Here is a 20,853-nt window from a genome sequence, read left to right on the forward strand (position 1 = left end):
GGACTATGCAGTACTCAGTCTTCTATCAGTTAAGTTCAGCTTAGCGTTGGTGGGCCTATTTGAAAACAATATTCCTCAAGGCTCTGGTTCCTGATCCAAAACCTTAATTTGTCTGTTTAAATCTTCATACTTGCTGTGAATTTCTTTGGCAATTTGATCCAGCAGTTCCAGCAACTCCTCAAATTTGGCTACCAAGTCCGCTTTTTCTGCTATCTCGGTTTCGGCAACATGTTGGTGAAGAACCATCAATTGCTCTGGCAACTTGGAGATGTCGATTATGACGCCTTCTTTTGCCTGCTTCAGGTCATTGAGCAGGCTTTGTTTCATGGCGGTTATACTGTTCGTAATACTATTATTCGTCATCTACAGGATCTGTCTCTTTAAACTCAGGCGCTGGAGCAGGGTCATTCTGTGCCCGATATAAGTATGTCAGAATTTCCGAAACAGCAGCAAAGGCTTCAAGCGGAATTGGGCTGTCCACATCCACCTCCGCAAGGATTTGGGCGAGGTTGGCATCCTCGCGTACCTTTACGCCATTTTGAAAGGCAATATCCAGGATCTGCTCAGCCACAGCGCCGCGGCCTGTTGCTGTCACAATAGGGGCTTTGCTGCTTCCCTTTTCATGTGAAAGGGCAACTGCTACCGCGCTGTCACTTTTCTTTTGATCCTGTTCCGCCATGTCACCACACTATCCCCCAATGGTGATTTCGACATCGATCTCACCGATGTCATTAACCATTTGTAGTACAGCTTGACAGATGTCAAAAGCAGGAATTTATGAAAAACCGGAAATCCTTTTTAAAGTACTGCTAAATTGTCGAACTTCTGCGTCTTCCAACATGCCAATTTTTTTCATTTCCCGGTGACATCTCGGTAGATTGTAATGAGGAATGGAGGGGTAGAGATGGTGCTCAATGTGATAGTTCACATGATGTGGGAACAGTAGGAACCTCACCCAAAATGGTGCCAGATTTGTTCTGGAAGCCTGCAGGGGGCTGTCTGTAGATGGCACAGCTCCGTGTTCGCAGATGGCTCTTAGCCTTAAGATCGGTTGCAGGAAAGTCAGGAAAGGTAATACCCATAAAATCGCATATTCCAGCAGGTAGCCGCTGAAGAAGGCGGCGATAGGGGCCACAATATGGAATATGACAATTGTCCAGCGATCTTGATCAGCGGCTTTCTTTAATGCCGGTGAGGTGTCGTCCAGCGGTTTGCCTTGTTCGTTGGTTTCTGAGTTTGTCGCGGGTCTTCCGAAAAAATACGAAATGTTTTTAAGGGCGGTTGCACCGAATAAATCTTTAAAGAGCTTTTTGAGAATATAAGCGCGCCCCCTAGGGTATCCAGCACACAGAGGAATATCCGGATCTTGCCAGCCGTAAAGATGGTTATGATGAAGACGGTGAACAATTCTGTAGCTGCAAACTGAAATTCCAACGGGCGTTGCAACCGCGCGCCCAACCAGATCATTTAGCCAACGTGTTTTATAAAGTCGGTAATGCGCTGCATCATGCGCCAACACAAAGCAAGCCTGTTGTTGTGTGGCGATAAGGATCATAACAGGAATAATGACCCATGGTGACCAGTAATATACAGCAAGACCAATGGCGATCGCGATCACACCTAGCGTTTGAAGAATAGACAAAGTGGATTTTATCGGATTTATCCGTGTAAGTTCCTTCACCAATGCCGCAGGCAGTTTGGCTGCTTTTCGCGTGTCTTCCCTAAATTCTTCACCAGTGGTCGCAATGCTCATAATGAGTATGGTCCTTGTTATATTTTTCTTTTTACATATTGTTTCATAACTTCATTCAGCCGCGAACTTATTTTTTATTTTTGGCCGCGCAAACGAACAAAAAATGTTTGATGTAAAATTTTTCCAGTTAAGGCTTGCATGTCGTTTAGGGAATGATTATGTTCCGGTTCGCTGATGCCCATTCCATTCGCAGATAGTTATTTGCAGGGTATCAAAATGCAGCCGGGATCAAGCTCTCGGAATTAGCCAAATATATAATTATTCAAATGACAGGCCTCCTGCGGGAGCAGGTGTTGCTGCCGTTTAGTGCAGCCCAGCCGGTTTGAATAAATAGATCACATATTATTATGTGATCCTGATGTGAAAGGAAGATAGACATTATGCAGCTGGAGAACACACTCACCGGAAAGAAAATTGCGATTCTTGTAGCCAACGGCTTTGAGCAGTCTCATATGACAGACTTGCACAAATCTTTGGTGGATACAGGTGCAGAGGTGAAAATTGTATCTCCTGAAAAAGGCGTTGTGAACAGCTGGCATAATGGTAACTGGGGACACTTCTTCCCTGCAAACAATCATCTTCCAACAACAATGTCCCATCACTTTGATGCGATCATCATTCCAGGTGGTGAACGTCATGCCTCTCGACTTGCTTCCGACCCACAGACAACACGTTTGATGCGCGGTTTTATGGAAGACAACAAACCGGTTGCTCTGTTCGAGGAAGCTGTGAAGATTGTTGCTGTCGAGGACTTCCTTGAGCACCGCGAAGTTGTGGCATCCGAAGCAGACGCCAAACTGGTTTCCGAAAAAGGTGCAGAAATTGTAGAAGACAATCTGCATGTAGATGACATGCTGGTAACAGGCCGTGAAGATCTTATGGCAGTTGTCGTTAAATTTGTCGAAGCTGTTCAAAGCTACGAAGAGGAAGCCTGGGAAGCTGCATGAAAGTGACCTGGACATTCGATCTCTTAGAAAGCCCCTTTTTTGAGGGGCTTTTTTATTGCTGAATTGCAAGTGCTAGCTGGGAAGATAGTTAAAATGCGATGCAATTGCGTAAGAATTTGTTAACTTTTTGTTTACTTTCCCGTAATACGGTAAGAGCAGGTAAATCTGTAATCAGGATTTAAGATCATGGGCCTAAAGGAAATTCCGCTGTTTTCGGCATTGACCGATCGCATGAAATGGCTGAGCGCGCGCCAGAAGGTGCTTTCTCAGAATATCGCGAACTCGGATACCCCTGGCTATGAGGCTAAAGATCTTAAAGACCAGAGCTTCAAACAGATGGTTGCTAAATCAACTGGACCAACCATGAACATGAGCGCCACAAGCGATAAGCATATTGTCACACGCGAAAGCGGAGAATTTCGTCCAAAGGCAAATGTGGAATCATATGAAGTGACACCGCAAGGAAATGCGATTGTTCTGGAAGAGCAGGTCATGAAGCTCACTGAAACGCAGATTGAATATCAAATGACCACATCGCTTTATAAAAAGCAGATTGGTATGCTTAAAACTGCATTAGGACGCGGTAGATAGGAGTCCTTGGTATGGACCTGCTGAAATCTATGAAGATCTCTGCCTCGGGTATGAAAGCCCAAGGTGAGCGTATGCGCATTATTTCCGAAAACCTTGCCAACAAGGACAGTGTTGGAAGTACAGCGGAACAGGATCCTTATCGCCGTAAAGTGGTCACATTCTCAAACGTGCTGGATAAAGAAATAGATGCACGGAAAGTAGTGGTGGACAAGGTGACCGAGGACAAATCAGAATTTGGATCGCGTTTTGATCCAAACCACCCGGCTGCAAACGAAGAGGGGTATGTAAAGATCCCGAACGTAAATGCGCTGGTGGAAGTTATGGACATGAAAGAAACTCAACGTTCTTATCAGGCGAACCTTGGGGCGATTGATGCTTCTAAAAAGATGATCATGCAGACCTTAGAGATTCTGCGTTAAGTAAGGCTTGGAGCTCATAAAACATGGTTGAAAACAGCCCACTTACCGCTGTACAGGCATACACCAAAGCACTAGATCAGGCTGCTTCTGCGAAAGCGGGTGGCGGTGCAACTGTTGGTGTGGATGAAGTTAGAAATGGCCCAAGTTTTTCGGAGCTTTTGGAAAATGCAGGCCGAGAAGCGGTTCAGGAAGGCATGACTTCTGAGAAAGTGAGTCTGCAATCTCTAACTGGCGAAAGCAGTCTTGTGGACATTGTGACGGCTGTCAGTAGTGCAGAAGTGACACTGGAAACTGTGGTTTCTGTCCGTGATCGCGTAATTCAGGCTTATCAAGACATCATTAAAATGCCAATCTAGTCCTTATGGTTAATTTGGACGAGAGGTAGATCATGACCCCAACAGATGTGGTGGACGTAGCAAGAGAAGCCATTTGGGTGCTATTGGCGGTTGCCTCTCCTGTCATGCTTGTCGCTCTTGGGGTCGGGCTTGTTGTTGCTCTGGTTCAGGCTCTCACACAAGTACAGGAAATGACATTGGCCTTTGTGCCTAAAATCCTGGCGATCTTTTTGTCCTTAATTATTTTTCTCCCGTTTATGATCACGTCCATGATTGAACTAATGGAACAGATCGCTCAGCGGATATCCGCCCTGTAGGCCCGGGCGATGTTAGAAGAATATCTCACCACAAACATCTTTGCGTTTTTGCTGGTTTTTACCCGCATCGGCAGCATTTTTATGGTGGCACCTGGGTTTGGCGAAGGTTTTGTTTCTCCACGCGTGCGATTGTCTTTGGCACTGGCGGTGAGTTTCTTGATTACCCAATTTGTTGTGGATCAGCTACCCCCGGAACCAGCAAATGTGATTGAATTGCTTGTGCTTTTAAGCGGAGAAATTGTTGTTGGGTTGATAATAGGCGGGGCGCTGCGTTTGGCCGTAAGTGCCTTACACGTCGCCGGAACCATTATTGCGCAGCAGTCCGGGCTTGCAGCGGCCCAATTTTTTGATCCGGGACAAATGACACAAGGGGCTGTGACCAGTAGTTTCCTCACTTTAATGGGGATGACGATGATATTTGTGACAGATCTTCATCACTTGATGCTTCAGGGAACCTATGCCAGTTACACCTTGTTTAAGGTGGGGGCAATGCCACCCTTGGGGGATGTCGCGGAACTTATTGGTGGTTTTGTTGCAGGAAGTTTTAAACTCGGTTTCCAGATCTCTGCACCGTTTTTGATCTATGGTCTCACTTTTTACATTGGTGTAGGCTTGATCAACCGTTTGATGCCCCAAGTACAGATTTTCTTCGTCGCAATGCCCCTGCAAATCGTCTTGGCATTTGCTATCCTGGCTATCACGTCTGGGGCGAGCATTATGTGGTTTATTACCTATTATGAAGAGACCCTCATCAGGTTCTTGGGAGAATAGGAATGGCTGAAGATCAAGATGATGCTCAAAAGACCGAAGAGCCGACCCAGAAGAAGCTGGAGGATGCTCATAAGAAAGGTCAGGTGGCAAAGTCGCAAGAGGTCTCGCACTGGTTTATGACCATGGGGATTACATTGGTCGTGCTGATTTTTATTGCGGGGCTGGGACGAAATCTCTCTTTTGATTTATTCAAGTTTATTGAGCAACCCCATAACATTATTGTCGGACCAGGTCACTTGCGGGACGTGTTTGAAGATCTAGGATATGAGGTGGTCTCCGTTTTGGCTCCGGTGTTAGGGGTGCTGATGCTGGCAGGACTTATCGGCACAATCATACAGCACAGGCCTGTTTTGTCAGCGGAGAGAATTAAACCCAAGCTCAATAAGATTTCTTTGCTCGGTGGTGTGAAGCGGCAGTTTTCTTTGAAAGCGCTGACTGAGTTTTTGAAGGGTATTCTGAAACTTGTCCTGGTCGGGTCGATCGCATTTTTGTTTGTCGCGCCGGAAATGGATGAACTGCAACTGGTCATGACCTATGACATGATTGCCATCCTTGAACTTCTTCAAAAGCAGGTGCTTAGTTTGCTTGCTGGTGTCGTTGCCGTCATGGCTGTGATTGCAGGCCTCGACTTTGCTTACCAGAAATACAATCACTATAAAGAACTACGGATGACGAAGCAGGAGATCAAAGACGAGAATAAACAGTCTGAGGGTGATCCCATGATCAAATCCAGACTTCGCTCTTTGCGTATGCAGCGTTCCCGTCAGCGTATGATGCAAGCTGTTCCTGAGGCAGATGTGGTTGTTACTAACCCGACCCACTTTGCGGTTGCTTTAAGGTATAAGCAGGACGAAGATCAGGCGCCGATTGTTTTGGCAATGGGGCAGGATAATATCGCGCTAAAAATTCGTGAAATCGCTAACGAAAATGAAATACCTATCGTGGAAAATCCTCCGCTTGCACGGGCTCTTTACGCCTCATGTGAACTGGATCAGGAAATTCCGTTTGAACATTACAGGGCGGTCGCCGAAATTATTGGGTACGTGATGCGACTGAGGAAAATAAATTAGTAGGGGAAAAGCGGGCTGATGACGTCCAAGGAAAATGTGGGAAGTGGTAAGGACCGGAGTTTTTACCTCGGGGTTGATGCCCGGCAACTGGCGGTCGTGTATTTCTTGGTCGCAACGCTGATTGTTATCGCAGCGATTTTGGGGCGGGAGTTGAGCCCATTAAGTCTGATCATTTTAAGCGGAATGGTACTGGTGGCTACAGGCTTGGGGCTCTGGTATTTCATTTTCCATGGGCTAAGAAAGGCCTCTTCGGGAAAGATCGACCTGGTGGCTGAATTTGTCTCTGCAAGCCCCGAAGGCCGTTTGGTGACAACGCGAGAGGGCAAGTTTGTTTTCGCCAATGACGCCTATTTTGATGTCCTCAAAATTGATAAAAAGCAGGGCAACAAAACTCTTCTTGAGGTCATGGGTGATAATATCTCAGCGCGGGAGCAGTTAAAGTCGCTGCGAAACGCAGCTGCCAAAGGCGATGTTATCGATATGCGAGTCGAGATGAAGACCACTGATGGACGTTGGCTTGCCATTTTGGCCCACCAATTGAAAGAAGTATCAGAGTACATCATCTGGTATGTGGCAGAGACAACTTCACAACATAAAATCGAAGAGGTTGAGCGCAGCGAGCGTGAAAAACTGTCTGAGTATTTTAATAATGCACCTGTCGGTTTTTATTCATTGGATGAAAGGGGGCGCATTCAATTTGTGAACCGGATCTTTGCTGAATGGCTGGGGTATCACCAAAGAGAACTTTCTGAAGGCAATATTACTTTTGGCGACCTTGTGGTGGCAGGGGATGATCGTCAATTGAACTTGATGGATAACATCTCTGACAAAATTGCACGTTTTGAAGGTGAGTTGCAACTGACACGAAGAGATGGAACCATCCTTCCGGTCCAGGTGACGCAGACCCTTGTTAAAGACGAAGAGGGTGGTGTTGTCGGATCACGAAGTGTGGTGCGAGAACTTTTGCAGGAGCAGCTTTGGAAAGAGCGAGTTGAAAGTGCAGAGCAGTATTTCCGCCGTTTCTTTGAGGCCGCCCCAATTGGTATTGTTCTTCTTGATGAAGATGGCAACGTAATTGAGGGGAACCCAGCCTTCCGCGTCCTCACTGAAACTGTAGTTGATAGTGCTATCGGCCATCACGTTACAGAACTGGTTGCAGAAAGTGACCGCGAAGAACTTCGCGAAAAGCTCTCCATGGCATCCGCAAGTGATCTCGCATTGAAACCAGTCGAGATGAAATTGAATGACGGAGAACGTGTCGCCAACTTCTATATCAGTGCTGTTGGCGGCGTGGAAGGTAACACTGGCGGGATGCTCGTTCACATCATTGACACATCTGCCCAACGTCAGCTTGAGGTTCAGTTTGCACAAAGTCAGAAAATGCAAGCGGTTGGCCAGTTGGCCGGCGGTATCGCCCATGATTTTAATAATCTACTAACTGCGATGATCGGTTTTTGTGATCTGTTGCTTCTGCGTCATCAGGTGGGGGATCAGTCCTACTCTGACATCAGTCAGATCAAACAGAATGCAAACCGTGCAGCAGGTTTGGTTCGTCAATTGCTGGCCTTTTCCAGACAGCAAACTTTGCGTCCAAAAGTAACGGATTTAACTGAAGTCTTGGCAGAACTTTCCAATCTGTTGCGCCGCCTTATCGGTGAGACCATTGACCTGGAGATCAAGCACGCCCGTGATTTATGGTTGGTGAAAGTTGACCACAGCCAGTTTGAACAGGTTGTGATTAATCTAGCGGTGAATGCGCGAGATGCGATGTCAGGTGAAGGTCGCCTTACCTTCAAGACGGAGAACTATACCGTCCGGCAACGTGGTCAAGATGCCCACGAATTAGTGCCAGAGGGGGATTACATCAAGATCAGCGTGACAGATACCGGTACCGGTATCCCTGAGGATGTGATTGCGAAGATTTTTGACCCATTCTTTACTACTAAGAAAGTTGGTGAAGGCACAGGCCTTGGTCTCAGTACCGTTTACGGTATCATCAAGCAGACCGGCGGATTTATTTTCGCCCTAAATAACGATGATAAAGGAACTACTTTTGAGATTTTTCTGCCACGCTTCTATGAAGAGGTGAAAGCAAGTGGTGAAGAGGAAGATGAAACGCGAGCATTCCACAGAGATCTCTCCGGCATGGGGACAATCCTTTTGGTGGAAGATGAAGATCCTGTCAGATTGTTTGCCTCTCGCGCCTTGCAGAATAAAGGATATGAGGTTCTTCAAGCGGATTGCGGTGAAACTGCACTTGAGCTTTTGGAGGATTACGAAGGCGAAATTGACCTTCTGATTTCCGACGTTGTGATGCCAAACATGGATGGGCCGACCCTTGTCAAGAACATAAAGGGTCAACTTCCTGATTTGAAAGTTATTTTCATCTCCGGCTATGCGGAGGATGCCTTCAGGAAAGATCTCGATTTTGACGTCAGTGAAATCGATTTTCTGCCAAAACCGTTTTCGTTGAAAGAGATCGCAGAGAAAGTAAAAGAGGTTCTGGGTTAGGAGTTTTCTCCTAATCCAACTCCATAAGTATTTTGTAAAGTAGAATATTTACATAAAATATTAACTCTCTATACTGTTTGTGTCCAAATAACCTCTGGACCAGTTGTGCGTACAAAAAATATTTCAGGGCAAATAACGCCTTAAAAAAAGCACTAGGGGAGGAAACTCATGAAGAAGTTAACGCTCGCGGCCATTCTCGGCGCGCTTGCCTCATTCATTGCAACACCTGCGTTGGCGGATGGTCATTGCAAACACTCCAAATGGGGTAAGGATGACGAAATCGGGTCAGCCAACCTCGTTACACCTGATCAGGTTATGATGGCGGCAAAGCTCGTTAAGAAAGGTCAGACACATCCACTTGGTATTGTCATCGATCCGACAACACCGGCATTTCCGCCACGTGGTATGATGCTGCAAGTGGTTCAGCCCAATCAGCAGGGTGGTCAGAAACTAAACGCTTTTGGTTATCCGGGAACCTATAACGATGATATCGCCCAACTCTGGTTTGGTATCGGCCCGCAAATTGATGGCCTTGGTCATCTGGGTGAAGACGGCCTCTATTATAATTGTAACGACGAAAAAGATTTCGCCAAACTGACAGGTCTCACAAAACTGGGTGTTCATAACATTCCACCTTTGGTCGGCCGTGGTGTATTGATAGATATGGCGAAGCATTTCAAAAAAGATGTATTGGATGGCGGTGAAGCATTTACGGCTGCCGACATTCAGGACGCCGCAAAAGCCCAAGGCGTTGAAATCCGTAAAGGCGATGTAGTTCTCTTCCATACGGGATGGACAGATAACAAATTGACACAGGATCCAAAAGCATGGGTTTCAATGGAGCCCGGCCTGTCCAATGATGCGGCTGTATATCTTGCGGGTCTTGATGTTATGGCTGTTGGTGCAGATACCTGGGGTATTGAAGCTGTTCCGCCAATGAAGGGAGACAAGCTGTTTTATGGTCATGTGACCCTCTTGAAAGAGCATGGCATTTATATTCTGGAAACGATGAATACAGGCCGTCTCGCCAAAGAGAGTGTGAACGAGTTTATGTTTGTTCTTGGTCAGGCGCGTGTGCGTGGCACGGTCCAAATGATCATTAATCCGGTTGCCATGTGGTGATTTTGAACTGATCAAAATGAAAGCCCCGCTTAAACGCGGGGCTTTTTATGTGAGGTTCTTTTTCATCGCTACCCGCCCATATTTCCAAAGCGGCGTTTCTGTCTCCGCTTCAGCACGCTTTTGAATGTCGGGGTAAGGGGTTAGGTCTTCTAAACTACCAAATCCAAACCGGCGGTAGTAAGGGGCGTTGAAGGGCACGTCTTTGAAAGTGAGAAGAAAGGTACGTGGATAATTTAGTTCAGTAGCCCTTGCGATCGTCTGTTTCAAAAGGGTACTGCCTATTCCTTGCTTCGAATGATCCTTGTGAACGGAAAGTTCTTTGATATAGAGCCCATCAGGAGAATGTTCTGTGGCGCAATAGCCAACTATTTCTTTGGTCGTTGCTTCAGCAACCAAAACCCAACCGCCATTCTTCACAATCACTGGATATTCATCGGCAGGAGTTGAAGGCATTGCCGCAATGTCATCATAGCCAATTTCGGCAAAGACATCCCCCGCCGCATCTTCCACGGCGGGCAGATGTTTAAAGTCTTCATCTGTTGCTAATCTGATGATGTAATCACTTAAGGTCAAAGAGGATGCTGTCCCAATATCATTGTGCAATGGGATGATAATATACCACCTTCATTATGTACCAAGGCAATATCGTGTTTTTTAACCTGTCTCGCACCTTCATTGCCGCGAAGCTGTCTGACGGCTTCAACAATGCCGTGCATACCGCCAGAGGCGCCAGCTTGAGCATATGAAAGTAAACCACCATGGGTGTTGATGGGAATTGACCCTTCAATCGCTGTTTCACCAGAGGCGTAGAGCGCGCCGCCTTCACCGCGTTTGGCGAGACCCAATTCTTCGGCTTCAATAATGGGTACGATGCTGAAACAGTCATAAAGTTCTGCAAAATCAATATCTGAAGGAGAAAGACCGCTCATTTCGTAAGCCGCTTTACCAGAAATTTCCGTTCCAAATTCTGTTAATGAGGGAGCCATTGTCATATGCTCATGGGTGTGACTTTCGCCAATTCCATGAAGGTAAGCGGGTTTACCTTTAAGATCCTTTGCCCGATCTGCACTGGTTACCACTAATGCACCAGCAGCATCTGAAATCAGGCAGCAATCTAATATATTAAGAGGGGTTGAAATGGGTTTTGAGGATAGGACATCATCTATAGTCAAATGCTTGCTCTGAGGACTTGAAGGATGTCTTATCGCATGGTCCCGCGCACGGACTGCGACAGCGGCCATCTGTTCCCTTGTGGTGCCATATTCATGCATATATCGATTGGCGATCATGGCATAAAAGGAGGGGATGAGAGGGCCGTAAGGGTTTTCGAAATAGGGATGACCTACTTGTGTAAGGGCTTTGACGGCATCATCTCTGCTTTGGCCCGTTGCCCGGTTTTCACCCGCAGTGATCAAAACGGTTTTTGCTTGTCCTGATGCAATGGCCATCGCGGCGTGATGTAATGCCGCCCCGGGTGTTCCGCCGCCCACCGTCAAAGAGGCACAAAAAGTTGGCTTTATCCCTAAATACTCAGCGAGGACAGATCCCATCATGAAATACGGTTCTGTCATGGAATAGGCGGTCAGAAGGCCGTCGATATCCTTCATTTCAAGGCCTGCATCCTCAACAGCGCGTTTGGCCGCTTGTGCATTTAGACCGAGACCGCTGAGCTCCGGTACTTTGCCAATGTCAGATTCGCCGACACCCGCAATAACAACGTTGTTTTTTATCATGTGTCGGCCTCCGTCTTGCTTAAACGGAATTGCGGGACTTTGGTGTCGTTTTGCCTGTTTTCAAAGCACACTTCTACAGGGGCGCCAATTTGGCATTGATCAAGATTGTTACCGATCAGGTTTGTCATGATACGGGGACCTTCATCCAGATCCACCAACACAATCATGTAGGGGGTGTGGGCTCTAAATTCCGGAGTTGGACCTCGATGGACTTCGGTGAAACTATGAATGACACCCTTGCCGGACGGCTCTTTCCATTCGGCTTTGTCTGATCCGCATGATGGGCAGAGATGTGATGGGAAAAACCGCCACGAGTTACAATCAGTGCATTGTTGAATAACAAATCTGTTTTCTTTTGCCGCGTCCCAATAAGGGCCAGCATCCGGCCCCACATCAGGGGAGGGGAGTAAATGTTCCATTTACGCCTCCTCTAGTTCAGCTTCCTTTGCGGCACCGGATTTAATGAGCCCATCAATCCGGGCATCAGTGAAACCAGCTTCTTTTAGGACTTCACGACTGTGCTCACCAAGGCGTGGCTGCAGCAAGCGAATGGTGGAAGGTGTTTTGGAGAATTTGATAGGCGGCTCCGCCATGCGGATTGTGCCTTCACTCGGATGCTCGAACGTCCGCCAGAAGCCTGTTGCCAGAAGCTGTTCGTTTTCTAGCAGATCATCGATCTTGTTAGAGGTCTGAACAGGGATATTGGCATCAGATAGTACATCCAACCACTCTGCCGTGGAGCGAGTGGCAACGATTTCCCCCAAAATACCATAAACCTCATCAGAGTGCTTGGTGCGGCTTGCCAGGCTCTCAAAACGTGGATCGGTCTTTAGCTCAGGTCTGCCCGCAACATCAAAGAAGTCCTGCCAGTTTTTATCTGTATAAGGCAGAACAGCGAGATAGCCATCCGTTGTGGCATAGGGACGACGTTGGGAATTCAGTAGCCGTTTATATCCAAGGGTGTCGATGGCCGGTTCAAACACAGCGCCATTTAGATGTTCCACCATCACATAATCCACGAGGCATTCAAACATAGGAACTTCGATGGCTTGGCCAGTACCATGACGTTCACGATGGAATAGGGCGGCCAATACAGCATAGAGCACGTTGAAGGAGGAGGTTTTGTCGGCCACAATGGTTGGTACAAAACGTGGCTGATCAGATGTTACGGTCTGAAGGTCCGTGATACCAGCAGCGGCCTGAATAATATCGTCATATGCTGGGTTGTTTTCCAGCGGCCCACCTGAGCGGAAACCGTAAGTGGCACAGAAGACGATGTCTGGGTTGACCTTGCTGATGGTTTCATATTCAAGGCCAAGTTTCTTGGCAATGCGCGGGCGCATGTTATGGATGATGACGTCCACAGTTTTCACAAGATCGTAAAATGCTTCACGCCCATCTTCTTTGGTTAGATCCAGAACAACGCTTCGTTTGTTCCGGTTACATCCCATAAAGAAGGAGGCCATACCCTCAGTTTTGTATGGCCCGATTTTGCGGGTGGTATCCCCCGATGGCGTTTCTACTTTGATAACATCTGCACCTAAATCTCCCAGCATTTGACTGGCCCACGGGCCAAGCACAACTGTGGACAGATCAATGATGCGAATACCTTCGAGGGTTCCCGGCATGGATTTTCTCCCATTATTTTTATTATTTTATTTTGTCTGCAAGCTCCAATAGGTTTCGGGCCTGCTTGAGGTGAGGCATATCATACATCTTTCCGTCAATTCCGATAGTCCCAAGGCCCGGATTTTCTTCAAAGACCTGAACAATTTTCCGTGCGTGTGCGATTTCCTCATCACTGGGTGTAAAGGCCTCGTTGATGACATCCGGTTGTGCTGGGTGAATGGAAACTTTCCCAACATAGCCAGAACGAAGGTCACGCAGACATTCGTCCCGAAGCCCTTCGCTGTCTTTGTAGTCTACATACACAACACCAATCGGCTGTACATCAATAGCGCGTGCTGTCGCAAGACACATGGTACGCGCATATAGGAACGGATCGTCATAATCGCCCGTCCGCGGGTGTCTGTTGTTGCTGGCACCAAGGGCAGCTGCTAAGTCTTCGCCGCCCCATGTCATGCCCACAAGCCGATCTGTAATGCCATCAAGGTAGGTGTTGAACGTCAGCAGGGATTGCGCGGTTTCAGTGGCAACGCTGACAATTTTGGTTTTACCTGGCTCTATGCCTTCGCGAACCTCAAGCACGTCCAGGTAATCAGCCAGTTTGTTTACATCAGCCGCTGAATATACCTTCGGCAAAACGATGCCGTCTGGCCCCCCTTTTAATATGGCCGTGAGGTCAGGGAGGGACAGGGGATTATCCAGAGGATTAATCCGCACCCATAATTGTTGACGGGATCTGTCAGTGTTTTCTTGCAGGAAGTTGCACACCATGTCGCGGGCAATTTCCTGACGGTCATCAGCCACAGAATCTTCAAGATCAAGGATCAGGGCGTCAGCACTGTTCTGAAGCCCTTTCTCCATTTTGCGCTCACTGTCGCCCGGAACAAATAGCCAGGATCTGATCATGCCGCTGCTTTCATTTTCATTAGACCTGTGCGCTCAACATAAGCAATTTCCTCGTCGCGCTGATTGTAACCGATATGGACAAATTCGACGATCCCTTCACCGGGACGAGACTTACTCTGTCTTTTACCTTTAATTTTGGTGACAACACGGATGGTATCCCCGTGGAAAACCGGTTTTTTGAAGCGGATATTTGTCATGCCAAGATTGCCAAGGGTTGTTCCCAAGGTCGTGTCCGCTACAGTCACGCCAATGACAAGTCCAAGTGTGAACAGGCTATTGACGATGCGTTGCCCATAGAAGGTTGTTTTGGAATATTCTTCATCCAAATGCAGTGGCTGTGGGTTATGGGTCATCGCGCTGAACATAATGTTGTCCATTTCAGTTACCGTTCTGGTAAGCGCGTGATGAAACTCTTGTCCTTCTTCGAACTCTTCAAAATACAGGCCGGACATTCGGGTACCTCTCCTTCATTATTGTTTTTTTATTCGGATATACGAACTATTTTCGTATATTAAATACTGACAAACTGATCTGGTCAAGAGGGACTATGTCACCGTTTTAAAAAAAATAACAAATGTTAGATAGAATTACGCGCGATGCCCTAGAATTTTCGAAATCTCTGCAGCCTGAGACACAACGATATCAATAAACTTATCCCGTTCCCTTTGTGCGCGGGAGATAGGGACGCCGATTGTCAGCGCAGCAATGATCTGGCCGTCAGAATTATAAATAGGGGCGGCGAACCCACCGGAATCGAGTGAATAGTCTCCCATAGTGACAGAATAACCGTTTTCGCGAACTTTCTTGAGGCGATCTAGAACTTCTTCTTTTGTTTTGGCGGCCTTCTCTGTCAGCGGCGTAATATCGGCTTTCTTGAAATACTCCTCCAGCTGTGTTGGCGGGAGGGTGCTTAGAAAAAGTCTCCCGCTGGCGTTGGAGTGAAGGGCGCGCCTTGTCCCAATGGATAATGTGAACCGCACCGGTTTTGGAGATTCCGTGACATCAATATAAGTGGCGTGAAGCCCATCAGAATCTGGAACGGCAAGAAGAACAGTTTCCTCACTTTGTTGCATCGCCCTTTCCAAGTAAGGCTGTGCTATCTGCCTGATAGATCTACCCGCCAGAATAATGGAGGCGAGGGAAAAGGCTTCCGGACCCAGAAAATAGAGAGACCCATTTCGCGTCAGCATTTCCTGATCCGTTAAGGCTTTAAGCGTGCTGGAAAGAGAGCTTTTTGGAACATCAAGGCTGATAGACAATTGGGACAAGGTCATCCCGCCTGGGTTCTCCGCTAAATTTCGCAAAAGGGAAAACGCACGGGGCAGGACCATTGGCCCTTCTTTTCTCACTGCTGTAGATGTCATGACGCCTCAAGTAATTCCAAAATCCGAACTTCAGAAAAGATGTTCGTATATATGAAATTACTTGAGTGCTGTAAATTGGTCAATAGTGGCAATCTATTGATTGCAAGGTCTCATTAATTATTTAGGGAATAAGAGACTGGTATGGTTATGGCAGAGCATCAGTTCATTATTTCGATCTTCGGAATTAATCTTACCAGTCATAAAGATTGCAAACTCTGTAAGACGAGGGAAGTTACTGCCGTCATCCATCATATAATAGCGGTTACCAGTGTTTCCACGCTTGGCAGCTCTCGTTAAAACCCGAGCTGTTTTTTTACGAATTTCCTCAATGGCTTCATCGCCACTTGCATTCAGGATTTGTTTTAGTAGCTCGGGCTGAATTTTTTTCCAGGAATCTTGTCTGTTTATATCGAAGTTTGAGGACACTGTTCTGTCTGCGGTAATCAGCGGTTTTAGACTTTCGTCATCTGCGTTAATGGATTTTAGCCAGTTCTCTACAAGTCTCTTGTCACACATCGCAAAATCTGCAATTTCTTCAATATCTTCATCTGTGATTTTGCCATTCGTTAGCTCTTTTGGAATTTCTCCCCCAATTTTTTTAGAAGCCATTTCTCCATACATGCTATACAGCACTTCATAAAAGACGTTTTCTGGTTCTGGAACTTCTTCACCCGGATCGTTTAATGGGACTGTAGATTGATCAACGGCATAAATCATGCTCATTTTTCGAAGGGCTCCTAGCGTCAGACGATCCTCTTGTTTTTCGGGGTGTCGTCCTTGATAGGCTCTAATCGGTTCTTCAAGGTTAACATATTTAAAAAATTCACCAACCCGAATTTCTCGGAAAACTCTATCGCATATTTTCTCTGCTTCTTCGCGATTTTCTAACTGGGTAATCAGGCTTCCCGTTGACAGGGCTGCCAACATTTTGTCCGTATGAATGACAAGATTTATTTCTTCAAACTTTCGTCCAAAATGTGCAGCGTAGTACTCAACAGCCAACGCAATAGTATAGGATGTGGTTTTGACGGGTTTGTGTGCTCCTTCCCAAACAACTTTGGTTTGATCTACGATAAATGTGTAGTTCAGGAACGCTGTGTTCAGATCTTCATAGAAACCCGTGTTGTAAAATCCGTATGGAAGCCCGGTTTGTGCGTCAATCCAAATAATGGAGAGCATGAGATTGTCCGAAGGGCGTTCGGGAGTATAAGTGTATCCATCAGTTAGACGTCTCAAAACACTTTTACCATATCGCCCCCGTTTTCCATATTCGCGCAGATCCGTTTGCTGAAATAGAATACTACACATGAGTAGATAGAAATTTGGAGATCCAGCTTCACCGCCATCGTTATTAAAGGTGCGGCAGGCATCGGGCCAAAGCAAAACTTCACGTTTGCGATCACCATGGCGATCCTTGGTTGCTGGGTCGTTAGCAGCTTCAAAACGTTGAGCAGGGAAGTTTTCAGCTAAGAGGCCTCGTTTTTGGAACGGTGGAGAACTTACTTGATATTGGTCAATATTAGTTTCATTGCCAATGGTTTCGTTTCCAAGAATTACTGTCATTAATGTAATGAACTCACGACCAGACTTAGGAAGAGGGACCTCCACCCGTAAGGCACCACCATCTTCCAGGAAAGGATGGATGGGATGAATGTCAGGGTAGTCTGAGGGAACTTTCGAGAGGCAGGTAATAAATCGGGCATATGAAATGAGATCAAGTTCGTACTGGGATTTTGTTTCTTTATTCAAAATTCGTTGAGGAATGAATTTATCTAAAGATGCATTGATATAAGGATTTTCCTTATTGAGTTCTTTGTCGCCAAACATGATGTGTCCTTCAATGAGTAAGAGAGCAATTGAAGAACGGAGAAAAATCATATTTGTGAAATATACAAACAAACAGTCTTGACTGTTTTTAATAATTCCATTACGACTTCCTAAATTAAGGGAAAGGGAGGTTCAAATGGGAAACTTCAAATCTAGATCAAGAGTAAGTGTCGCGTCAGTTGGTGGTGCTGCGGTGATGATTGTTTTCGGGACGATGTCGTCAGCTTCGGCAATGGAAAAATGGAATTTGGCAAATGCTTACGGCGCCAAAACGCTTCATGTTGAAGGGAACCAGGTCTTTGCGGACGAATTGAAAGATGCCAGCATGGGCGTTATTGAAGTGACCGTTCATGCCGGGGGATCACTCGGGTATAAGTCGGTTGATCATTTTGATGCTGTCTCTGACGGCGCGGTGGAGATCGCGGATACTCCCGGCGGGTTTCTCGGGGGGATTGATCCGCTTATGACCTTATCTTCCTTGCCGTTTCTGGTGAAGACGGTGGAAGAGGCCAAAATATTAAAGGATATTGCTTTCCCAGAATATGAAAAAGTGTTTGAGAAGGCGGGGCAAAAACTCCTTTATGCGTCTCCTTGGCCGGCATCCGGGATCTGGGCGAAAATGCCGGTCACGTCATCGGAGAAGCTTAAGGGTTTGAAAATCAGAACTTATGATCCGGGTGGAACGAAGACGTTTCAGAAAATCGGGGCGGCGCCTATTCAACTTGCTTGGGGGGATGTTGCGCCTCAATTGGCAACTGGCGGTATTTCGGCCGTTTTGACTTCTGCTGAAGGAGGTGTGGCCCAAAAATTTGTTGAGCATACAGCCTATTTTACCGAGATAAATTACGCGCTTCCGCTCAATTTCGTTCATATGAACAAAGATGTGTATGACGGCCTGTCTGAAGGACTAAGAAAAGCCGTTGATATGGCCGCGGAAAAAGCGTCTCAGCGCAATTGGGCAGAGGTTGTCGGACGGACGAAACGCAATTACGACCTGGTCAAGAAGGATGGTGGCACCGTTGTCACGACTGAAGCGGCTGCAGTACTTGGCGACCTTTCCGAAGCCGGTACGGACGTGATGAACGAATGGCTTTCAAAGGTTGGCGATCGGGGGCAACAGATCATCAAGAAATTCAGGGAAACCAAAGGGTAAATGAAGAATGAGGGGGGCGCCTTCTTTTAAGCGAGTTTAGAAGGCGTCATTTTTGAGGGAGGTCATTTTGTTGTCCATAGTCGATAAAATCTCAAAACTGGCGGCTGTAATATCTGGGGGAATATTGGTTTCTATGGTGGGATTTATCCTGTTAGAAATTGTGCTTAGAAGCTTTTTCTCAGCCTCTACGTTTGTCTTGGATGAGTTTGTTGGCTACGGAATTGCGATAATGACCTTCCTTTCTTTTTCCATGGCGTTAAAAGAAGGGGCTTTTATCCGCGTAAATTTGCTTATTGCACACTTAAATGTGTTTTATCGGCGTATTTTCGAAGTGATATTCTGCTTTGGTGGAATAACTCTCTTTTCATATGTGGCTTTTTATCTCAGCCGAACTGTCTGGAGAAATTTTGACCGGGGGGTCACAAGTAACTCGATTGCCGAAGTACCTCTTTGGATACCGCAGTCTTTGATGTTACTTGGTGTTGTTATACTCGTTTTGCAGTTTGCAGCGCTTTTCATTTCCTATCTTCGCGGGGCTCCCATCTCCAACACATCCGAAGAGCTCTAGGAGGGGGTATGGAACTCTTTGCTGGTCTTTTCGTGCTGCTATTGATTTTTCTGTATCTGGGGCTCGGGGTTTGGGTATTTATCGGGCTGATTGCTGTCTCTATCTCGGTTCAGTTTTTCCTGCTGGATATGAATTTCGCCAAAATTGGTGCAATTGCTACTAACATTATGTTGCGAAGTGCAAGTTCGTGGGAGTTAGCTGCCATCCCCATGTTTATTTGGATGGGAGATATCATTTTTAGAACTGATATTTCGAAGCGGTTGTTTGATGGACTTGTGCCTTTAGTCAACAGAATTCCCGGAAGATTACTTCACGCCAATATTGTCGGATGTACTTTATTTGCAGCGGTAAGCGGATCCAGTACTGCGACAGCTGTGACGGTCGGAAAAATTTCTCTGGAAGAGCTATCAAAGCGAGGATACGCGAAGGGTATTTCAGTGGGCTCTTTGGCAGGAGCGGGAAGTTTAGGCCTGTTGATACCCCCATCCATTGTTATGATTGTTTACGGCATTCTGGCAGAAGTTTCTATTATCAGCTTGTTTGCAGCCGGTGTAGTGCCGGGCCTAATGATCGCAGCTTTATATTCAACTTATATCGCATTTCGTGCAGATCGTACTGATGGGATCGTGCCTTTGTCCGACGATCAAGTGGAGAGGCGTTTTGGCTGGGCAGATTTTTGGAAATTATTTCCTGTCCTCTTGCTGGTAATGGTGGTTCTCGGTTCAATTTACTCAGGGTTGGCGACGCCGTCTGAAGCCGCCGCGATTGGAGTGACTACTGGATTGTTGATTGCACTATTTACGAAACAATTAACATGGGACTTGTTCTACAATTCAGTAATGAGTGCGGTGAAAATGTCGGCTATGGTGGTTTCTTTGGTTATCGCCGCTGCGTTGCTCTCGACAACGATGGGTTACCTTCACCTACCTCAGAATATTGCGGCTTCTATTTCTGCATTGGAGTTATCACCCTATGCTTTGATGGCAATTCTGGCGGTGTTTTACATATTATTGGGGTTGTTTCTGGAGGGGATCTCAATAACGGTGATGAGCCTGCCGATCACGTTGCCGCTTGTTGTTCAGGCGGGTTTCGATCCCATGTGGTTTGGAATATTTCTTATCCTGATGGTGGAACTGGCTACAATTACGCCACCTGTTGGATTTAACCTCTTCGTCCTTCAGGGCTTGACCAATATGACGATCTTTCAGATTGCCCGAGCGTCAGCGCCGTTTTTTGTGCTTCTTTGTATTGGTGTCGTGTTGTTGACCGCTTTTCCGCAAATCGCCCTTTGGCTTCCCAACTTGCTTGCTGGTGGATGAAAATGAAGCAGCAGCAACAGATACCAACGGCAATACTCCAGGGCAACAAGGTCGAGCTGTTGGCAAAAAGCATCTCAGAAGAAACCGAGGCACATGTCACTTGGGATCTTGCGAGAGATATTGTGGAAGAATTGATCGGTGCTCGTTTGTTTACGGTATTGATTAATAAAGAGGATAAGGGTTTGGTGTCTCGCGTGTATTCTTCTGATCCTGAAACCTACCCTGTTGGCGGTTCAAAAAAAATGGAAGAAACGCCCTGGGGGCAACTTCTTCTTCAAGATGGAATACCTTTCATCGCAAATTCCAGTGACGACATAAAATGGGCCTTTCCTGATCACGAACTTATTTTCTCCCTGGGGCTTGGATCTGCCCTTAACGTACCGATGCGCTTATTTGGGCGAACCGTTGGAACGCTTAATTTGCTGCATCGGTACGATTTTTACACTCAGGAGCATGTGAAGTTACTCGTTCCGATTGCAGCTATTTTGGCGCCCTTGTGCCTTAAAGATTTAGAATAGGAG

Annotated in this window: 24 protein-coding genes; 13 read left to right on the top strand and 11 right to left on the bottom strand. The window is 46.6% G+C overall.

The window, feature by feature from the left end:
* Positions 1-75 precede the first annotated feature (75 nt).
* The 3 genes from GUA87_RS16030 to GUA87_RS16040 form a co-directional block, all read right to left on the bottom strand.
* Positions 76-363: a hypothetical protein gene (locus GUA87_RS16030; RefSeq protein ID WP_193717631.1), complete on the bottom strand. Its 288-nt coding sequence runs from the start codon at positions 361-363 to the stop codon at positions 76-78.
* Entirely contained in the window at positions 353-679 is a 327-nt protein-coding gene (locus GUA87_RS16035; RefSeq protein WP_193717632.1) for an EscU/YscU/HrcU family type III secretion system export apparatus switch protein, read from the bottom strand. Before GUA87_RS16035 ends, GUA87_RS16030 begins: the two co-directional genes overlap by 11 nt.
* A 96-nt stretch (positions 680-775) precedes the next feature.
* Positions 776-1,753, bottom strand: coding sequence for a fatty acid desaturase family protein (locus GUA87_RS16040; RefSeq protein WP_193717633.1), 978 nt, complete (start codon positions 1,751-1,753; stop codon positions 776-778).
* Between the two features lie 380 nt (positions 1,754-2,133).
* Between GUA87_RS16040 and GUA87_RS16045 the strand changes: the two genes are divergently transcribed.
* From GUA87_RS16045 to GUA87_RS16085, 9 genes are all read left to right on the top strand, one after another.
* Positions 2,134-2,700, top strand: a complete 567-nt coding sequence (locus tag GUA87_RS16045; protein WP_193717634.1) for a DJ-1/PfpI family protein — start codon at positions 2,134-2,136, stop codon at positions 2,698-2,700.
* A 186-nt stretch (positions 2,701-2,886) separates the two neighbouring features.
* Positions 2,887-3,291 (top strand): flagellar basal body rod protein FlgB, encoded by a 405-nt coding sequence (gene flgB, locus GUA87_RS16050; protein WP_193717635.1) that lies wholly within the window; start codon positions 2,887-2,889, stop codon positions 3,289-3,291.
* 11 nt (positions 3,292-3,302) lie between these two features.
* Entirely contained in the window at positions 3,303-3,710 is a 408-nt protein-coding gene (gene flgC, locus GUA87_RS16055) for a flagellar basal body rod protein FlgC (protein WP_193717636.1), read from the top strand.
* Between the two features lie 23 nt (positions 3,711-3,733).
* Positions 3,734-4,066: a flagellar hook-basal body complex protein FliE gene (locus GUA87_RS16060; protein WP_193717637.1), complete on the top strand. Its 333-nt coding sequence runs from the start codon at positions 3,734-3,736 to the stop codon at positions 4,064-4,066.
* Between the two features lie 32 nt (positions 4,067-4,098).
* Positions 4,099-4,362: a flagellar biosynthesis protein FliQ gene (gene fliQ, locus GUA87_RS16065; RefSeq protein WP_193717638.1), complete on the top strand. Its 264-nt coding sequence runs from the start codon at positions 4,099-4,101 to the stop codon at positions 4,360-4,362.
* A 9-nt stretch (positions 4,363-4,371) separates the two neighbouring features.
* A complete protein-coding gene (gene fliR, locus GUA87_RS16070) occupies positions 4,372-5,133 on the top strand; it encodes a flagellar biosynthetic protein FliR (RefSeq protein WP_193717639.1) in 762 nt (253 codons plus the stop codon).
* Positions 5,134-5,135: 2 nt separating this feature from the next.
* A complete protein-coding gene (gene flhB / locus GUA87_RS16075) occupies positions 5,136-6,203 on the top strand; it encodes a flagellar biosynthesis protein FlhB (RefSeq protein ID WP_193717640.1) in 1,068 nt (355 codons plus the stop codon).
* An 18-nt stretch (positions 6,204-6,221) separates the two neighbouring features.
* Positions 6,222-8,714 (top strand): PAS domain-containing sensor histidine kinase, encoded by a 2,493-nt coding sequence (locus GUA87_RS16080; RefSeq protein WP_193717641.1) that lies wholly within the window; start codon positions 6,222-6,224, stop codon positions 8,712-8,714.
* A gap of 168 nt (positions 8,715-8,882) precedes the next feature.
* On the top strand, positions 8,883-9,836 hold the full coding sequence (locus GUA87_RS16085) for a cyclase family protein (RefSeq protein WP_193717642.1): 954 nt from the start codon (positions 8,883-8,885) through the stop codon (positions 9,834-9,836).
* A gap of 45 nt (positions 9,837-9,881) precedes the next feature.
* On the opposite strand, the gene GUA87_RS16090 is transcribed toward GUA87_RS16085, so the two are convergent.
* The 8 genes from GUA87_RS16090 to GUA87_RS16125 all read right to left on the bottom strand — a co-directional run bounded on the left by GUA87_RS16090 (position 9,882) and on the right by GUA87_RS16125 (position 17,292).
* Positions 9,882-10,409, bottom strand: a complete 528-nt coding sequence (locus tag GUA87_RS16090) for a GNAT family N-acetyltransferase (RefSeq protein WP_193717643.1) — start codon at positions 10,407-10,409, stop codon at positions 9,882-9,884.
* Positions 10,406-11,569, bottom strand: a complete 1,164-nt coding sequence (locus GUA87_RS16095) for a thiolase family protein (RefSeq protein WP_193717644.1) — start codon at positions 11,567-11,569, stop codon at positions 10,406-10,408. The genes GUA87_RS16090 and GUA87_RS16095 overlap by 4 nt, the downstream gene beginning before the upstream one ends.
* Entirely contained in the window at positions 11,566-11,988 is a 423-nt protein-coding gene (locus GUA87_RS16100) for a Zn-ribbon domain-containing OB-fold protein (protein WP_193717645.1), read from the bottom strand. The genes GUA87_RS16095 and GUA87_RS16100 overlap by 4 nt, the downstream gene beginning before the upstream one ends.
* Positions 11,989-13,197 carry a CaiB/BaiF CoA transferase family protein gene (locus GUA87_RS16105; RefSeq protein ID WP_193717646.1) on the bottom strand — a complete coding sequence of 403 codons (1,209 nt, stop codon included), beginning with the start codon at positions 13,195-13,197 and terminating at the stop codon, positions 11,989-11,991.
* Positions 13,198-13,219: 22 nt separating this feature from the next.
* A complete protein-coding gene (locus GUA87_RS16110; protein ID WP_193717647.1) occupies positions 13,220-14,101 on the bottom strand; it encodes an HpcH/HpaI aldolase/citrate lyase family protein in 882 nt (293 codons plus the stop codon).
* A complete protein-coding gene (locus GUA87_RS16115) occupies positions 14,098-14,553 on the bottom strand; it encodes a MaoC family dehydratase (RefSeq protein ID WP_193717648.1) in 456 nt (151 codons plus the stop codon). Before GUA87_RS16115 ends, GUA87_RS16110 begins: the two co-directional genes overlap by 4 nt.
* 135 nt (positions 14,554-14,688) lie before the next feature.
* Entirely contained in the window at positions 14,689-15,465 is a 777-nt protein-coding gene (locus tag GUA87_RS16120) for an IclR family transcriptional regulator (protein ID WP_193717649.1), read from the bottom strand.
* A 117-nt stretch (positions 15,466-15,582) separates the two neighbouring features.
* On the bottom strand, positions 15,583-17,292 hold the full coding sequence (locus GUA87_RS16125) for a hypothetical protein (protein WP_193717650.1): 1,710 nt from the start codon (positions 17,290-17,292) through the stop codon (positions 15,583-15,585).
* A 136-nt stretch (positions 17,293-17,428) separates the two neighbouring features.
* Between GUA87_RS16125 and GUA87_RS16130 the strand changes: the two genes are divergently transcribed.
* The 4 genes from GUA87_RS16130 (at position 17,429) to GUA87_RS16145 (ending at position 20,850) form a co-directional block, all read left to right on the top strand.
* Positions 17,429-18,445: a TRAP transporter substrate-binding protein gene (locus GUA87_RS16130; RefSeq protein WP_193717651.1), complete on the top strand. Its 1,017-nt coding sequence runs from the start codon at positions 17,429-17,431 to the stop codon at positions 18,443-18,445.
* Between the two features lie 67 nt (positions 18,446-18,512).
* Positions 18,513-19,013 (top strand): TRAP transporter small permease, encoded by a 501-nt coding sequence (locus GUA87_RS16135; RefSeq protein ID WP_193717652.1) that lies wholly within the window; start codon positions 18,513-18,515, stop codon positions 19,011-19,013.
* An 8-nt stretch (positions 19,014-19,021) separates the two neighbouring features.
* Positions 19,022-20,332, top strand: a complete 1,311-nt coding sequence (locus GUA87_RS16140) for a TRAP transporter large permease (RefSeq protein ID WP_193717653.1) — start codon at positions 19,022-19,024, stop codon at positions 20,330-20,332.
* Positions 20,333-20,334: 2 nt separating this feature from the next.
* Complete coding sequence (locus GUA87_RS16145; RefSeq protein ID WP_193717654.1) at positions 20,335-20,850, top strand: GAF domain-containing protein; 516 nt, start codon at positions 20,335-20,337, stop codon at positions 20,848-20,850.
* Positions 20,851-20,853 lie beyond the last annotated feature (3 nt).

The sequence above is a fragment of the Sneathiella sp. P13V-1 genome (assembly GCF_015143595.1).
Taxonomy (GTDB): domain Bacteria; phylum Pseudomonadota; class Alphaproteobacteria; order Sneathiellales; family Sneathiellaceae; genus Sneathiella.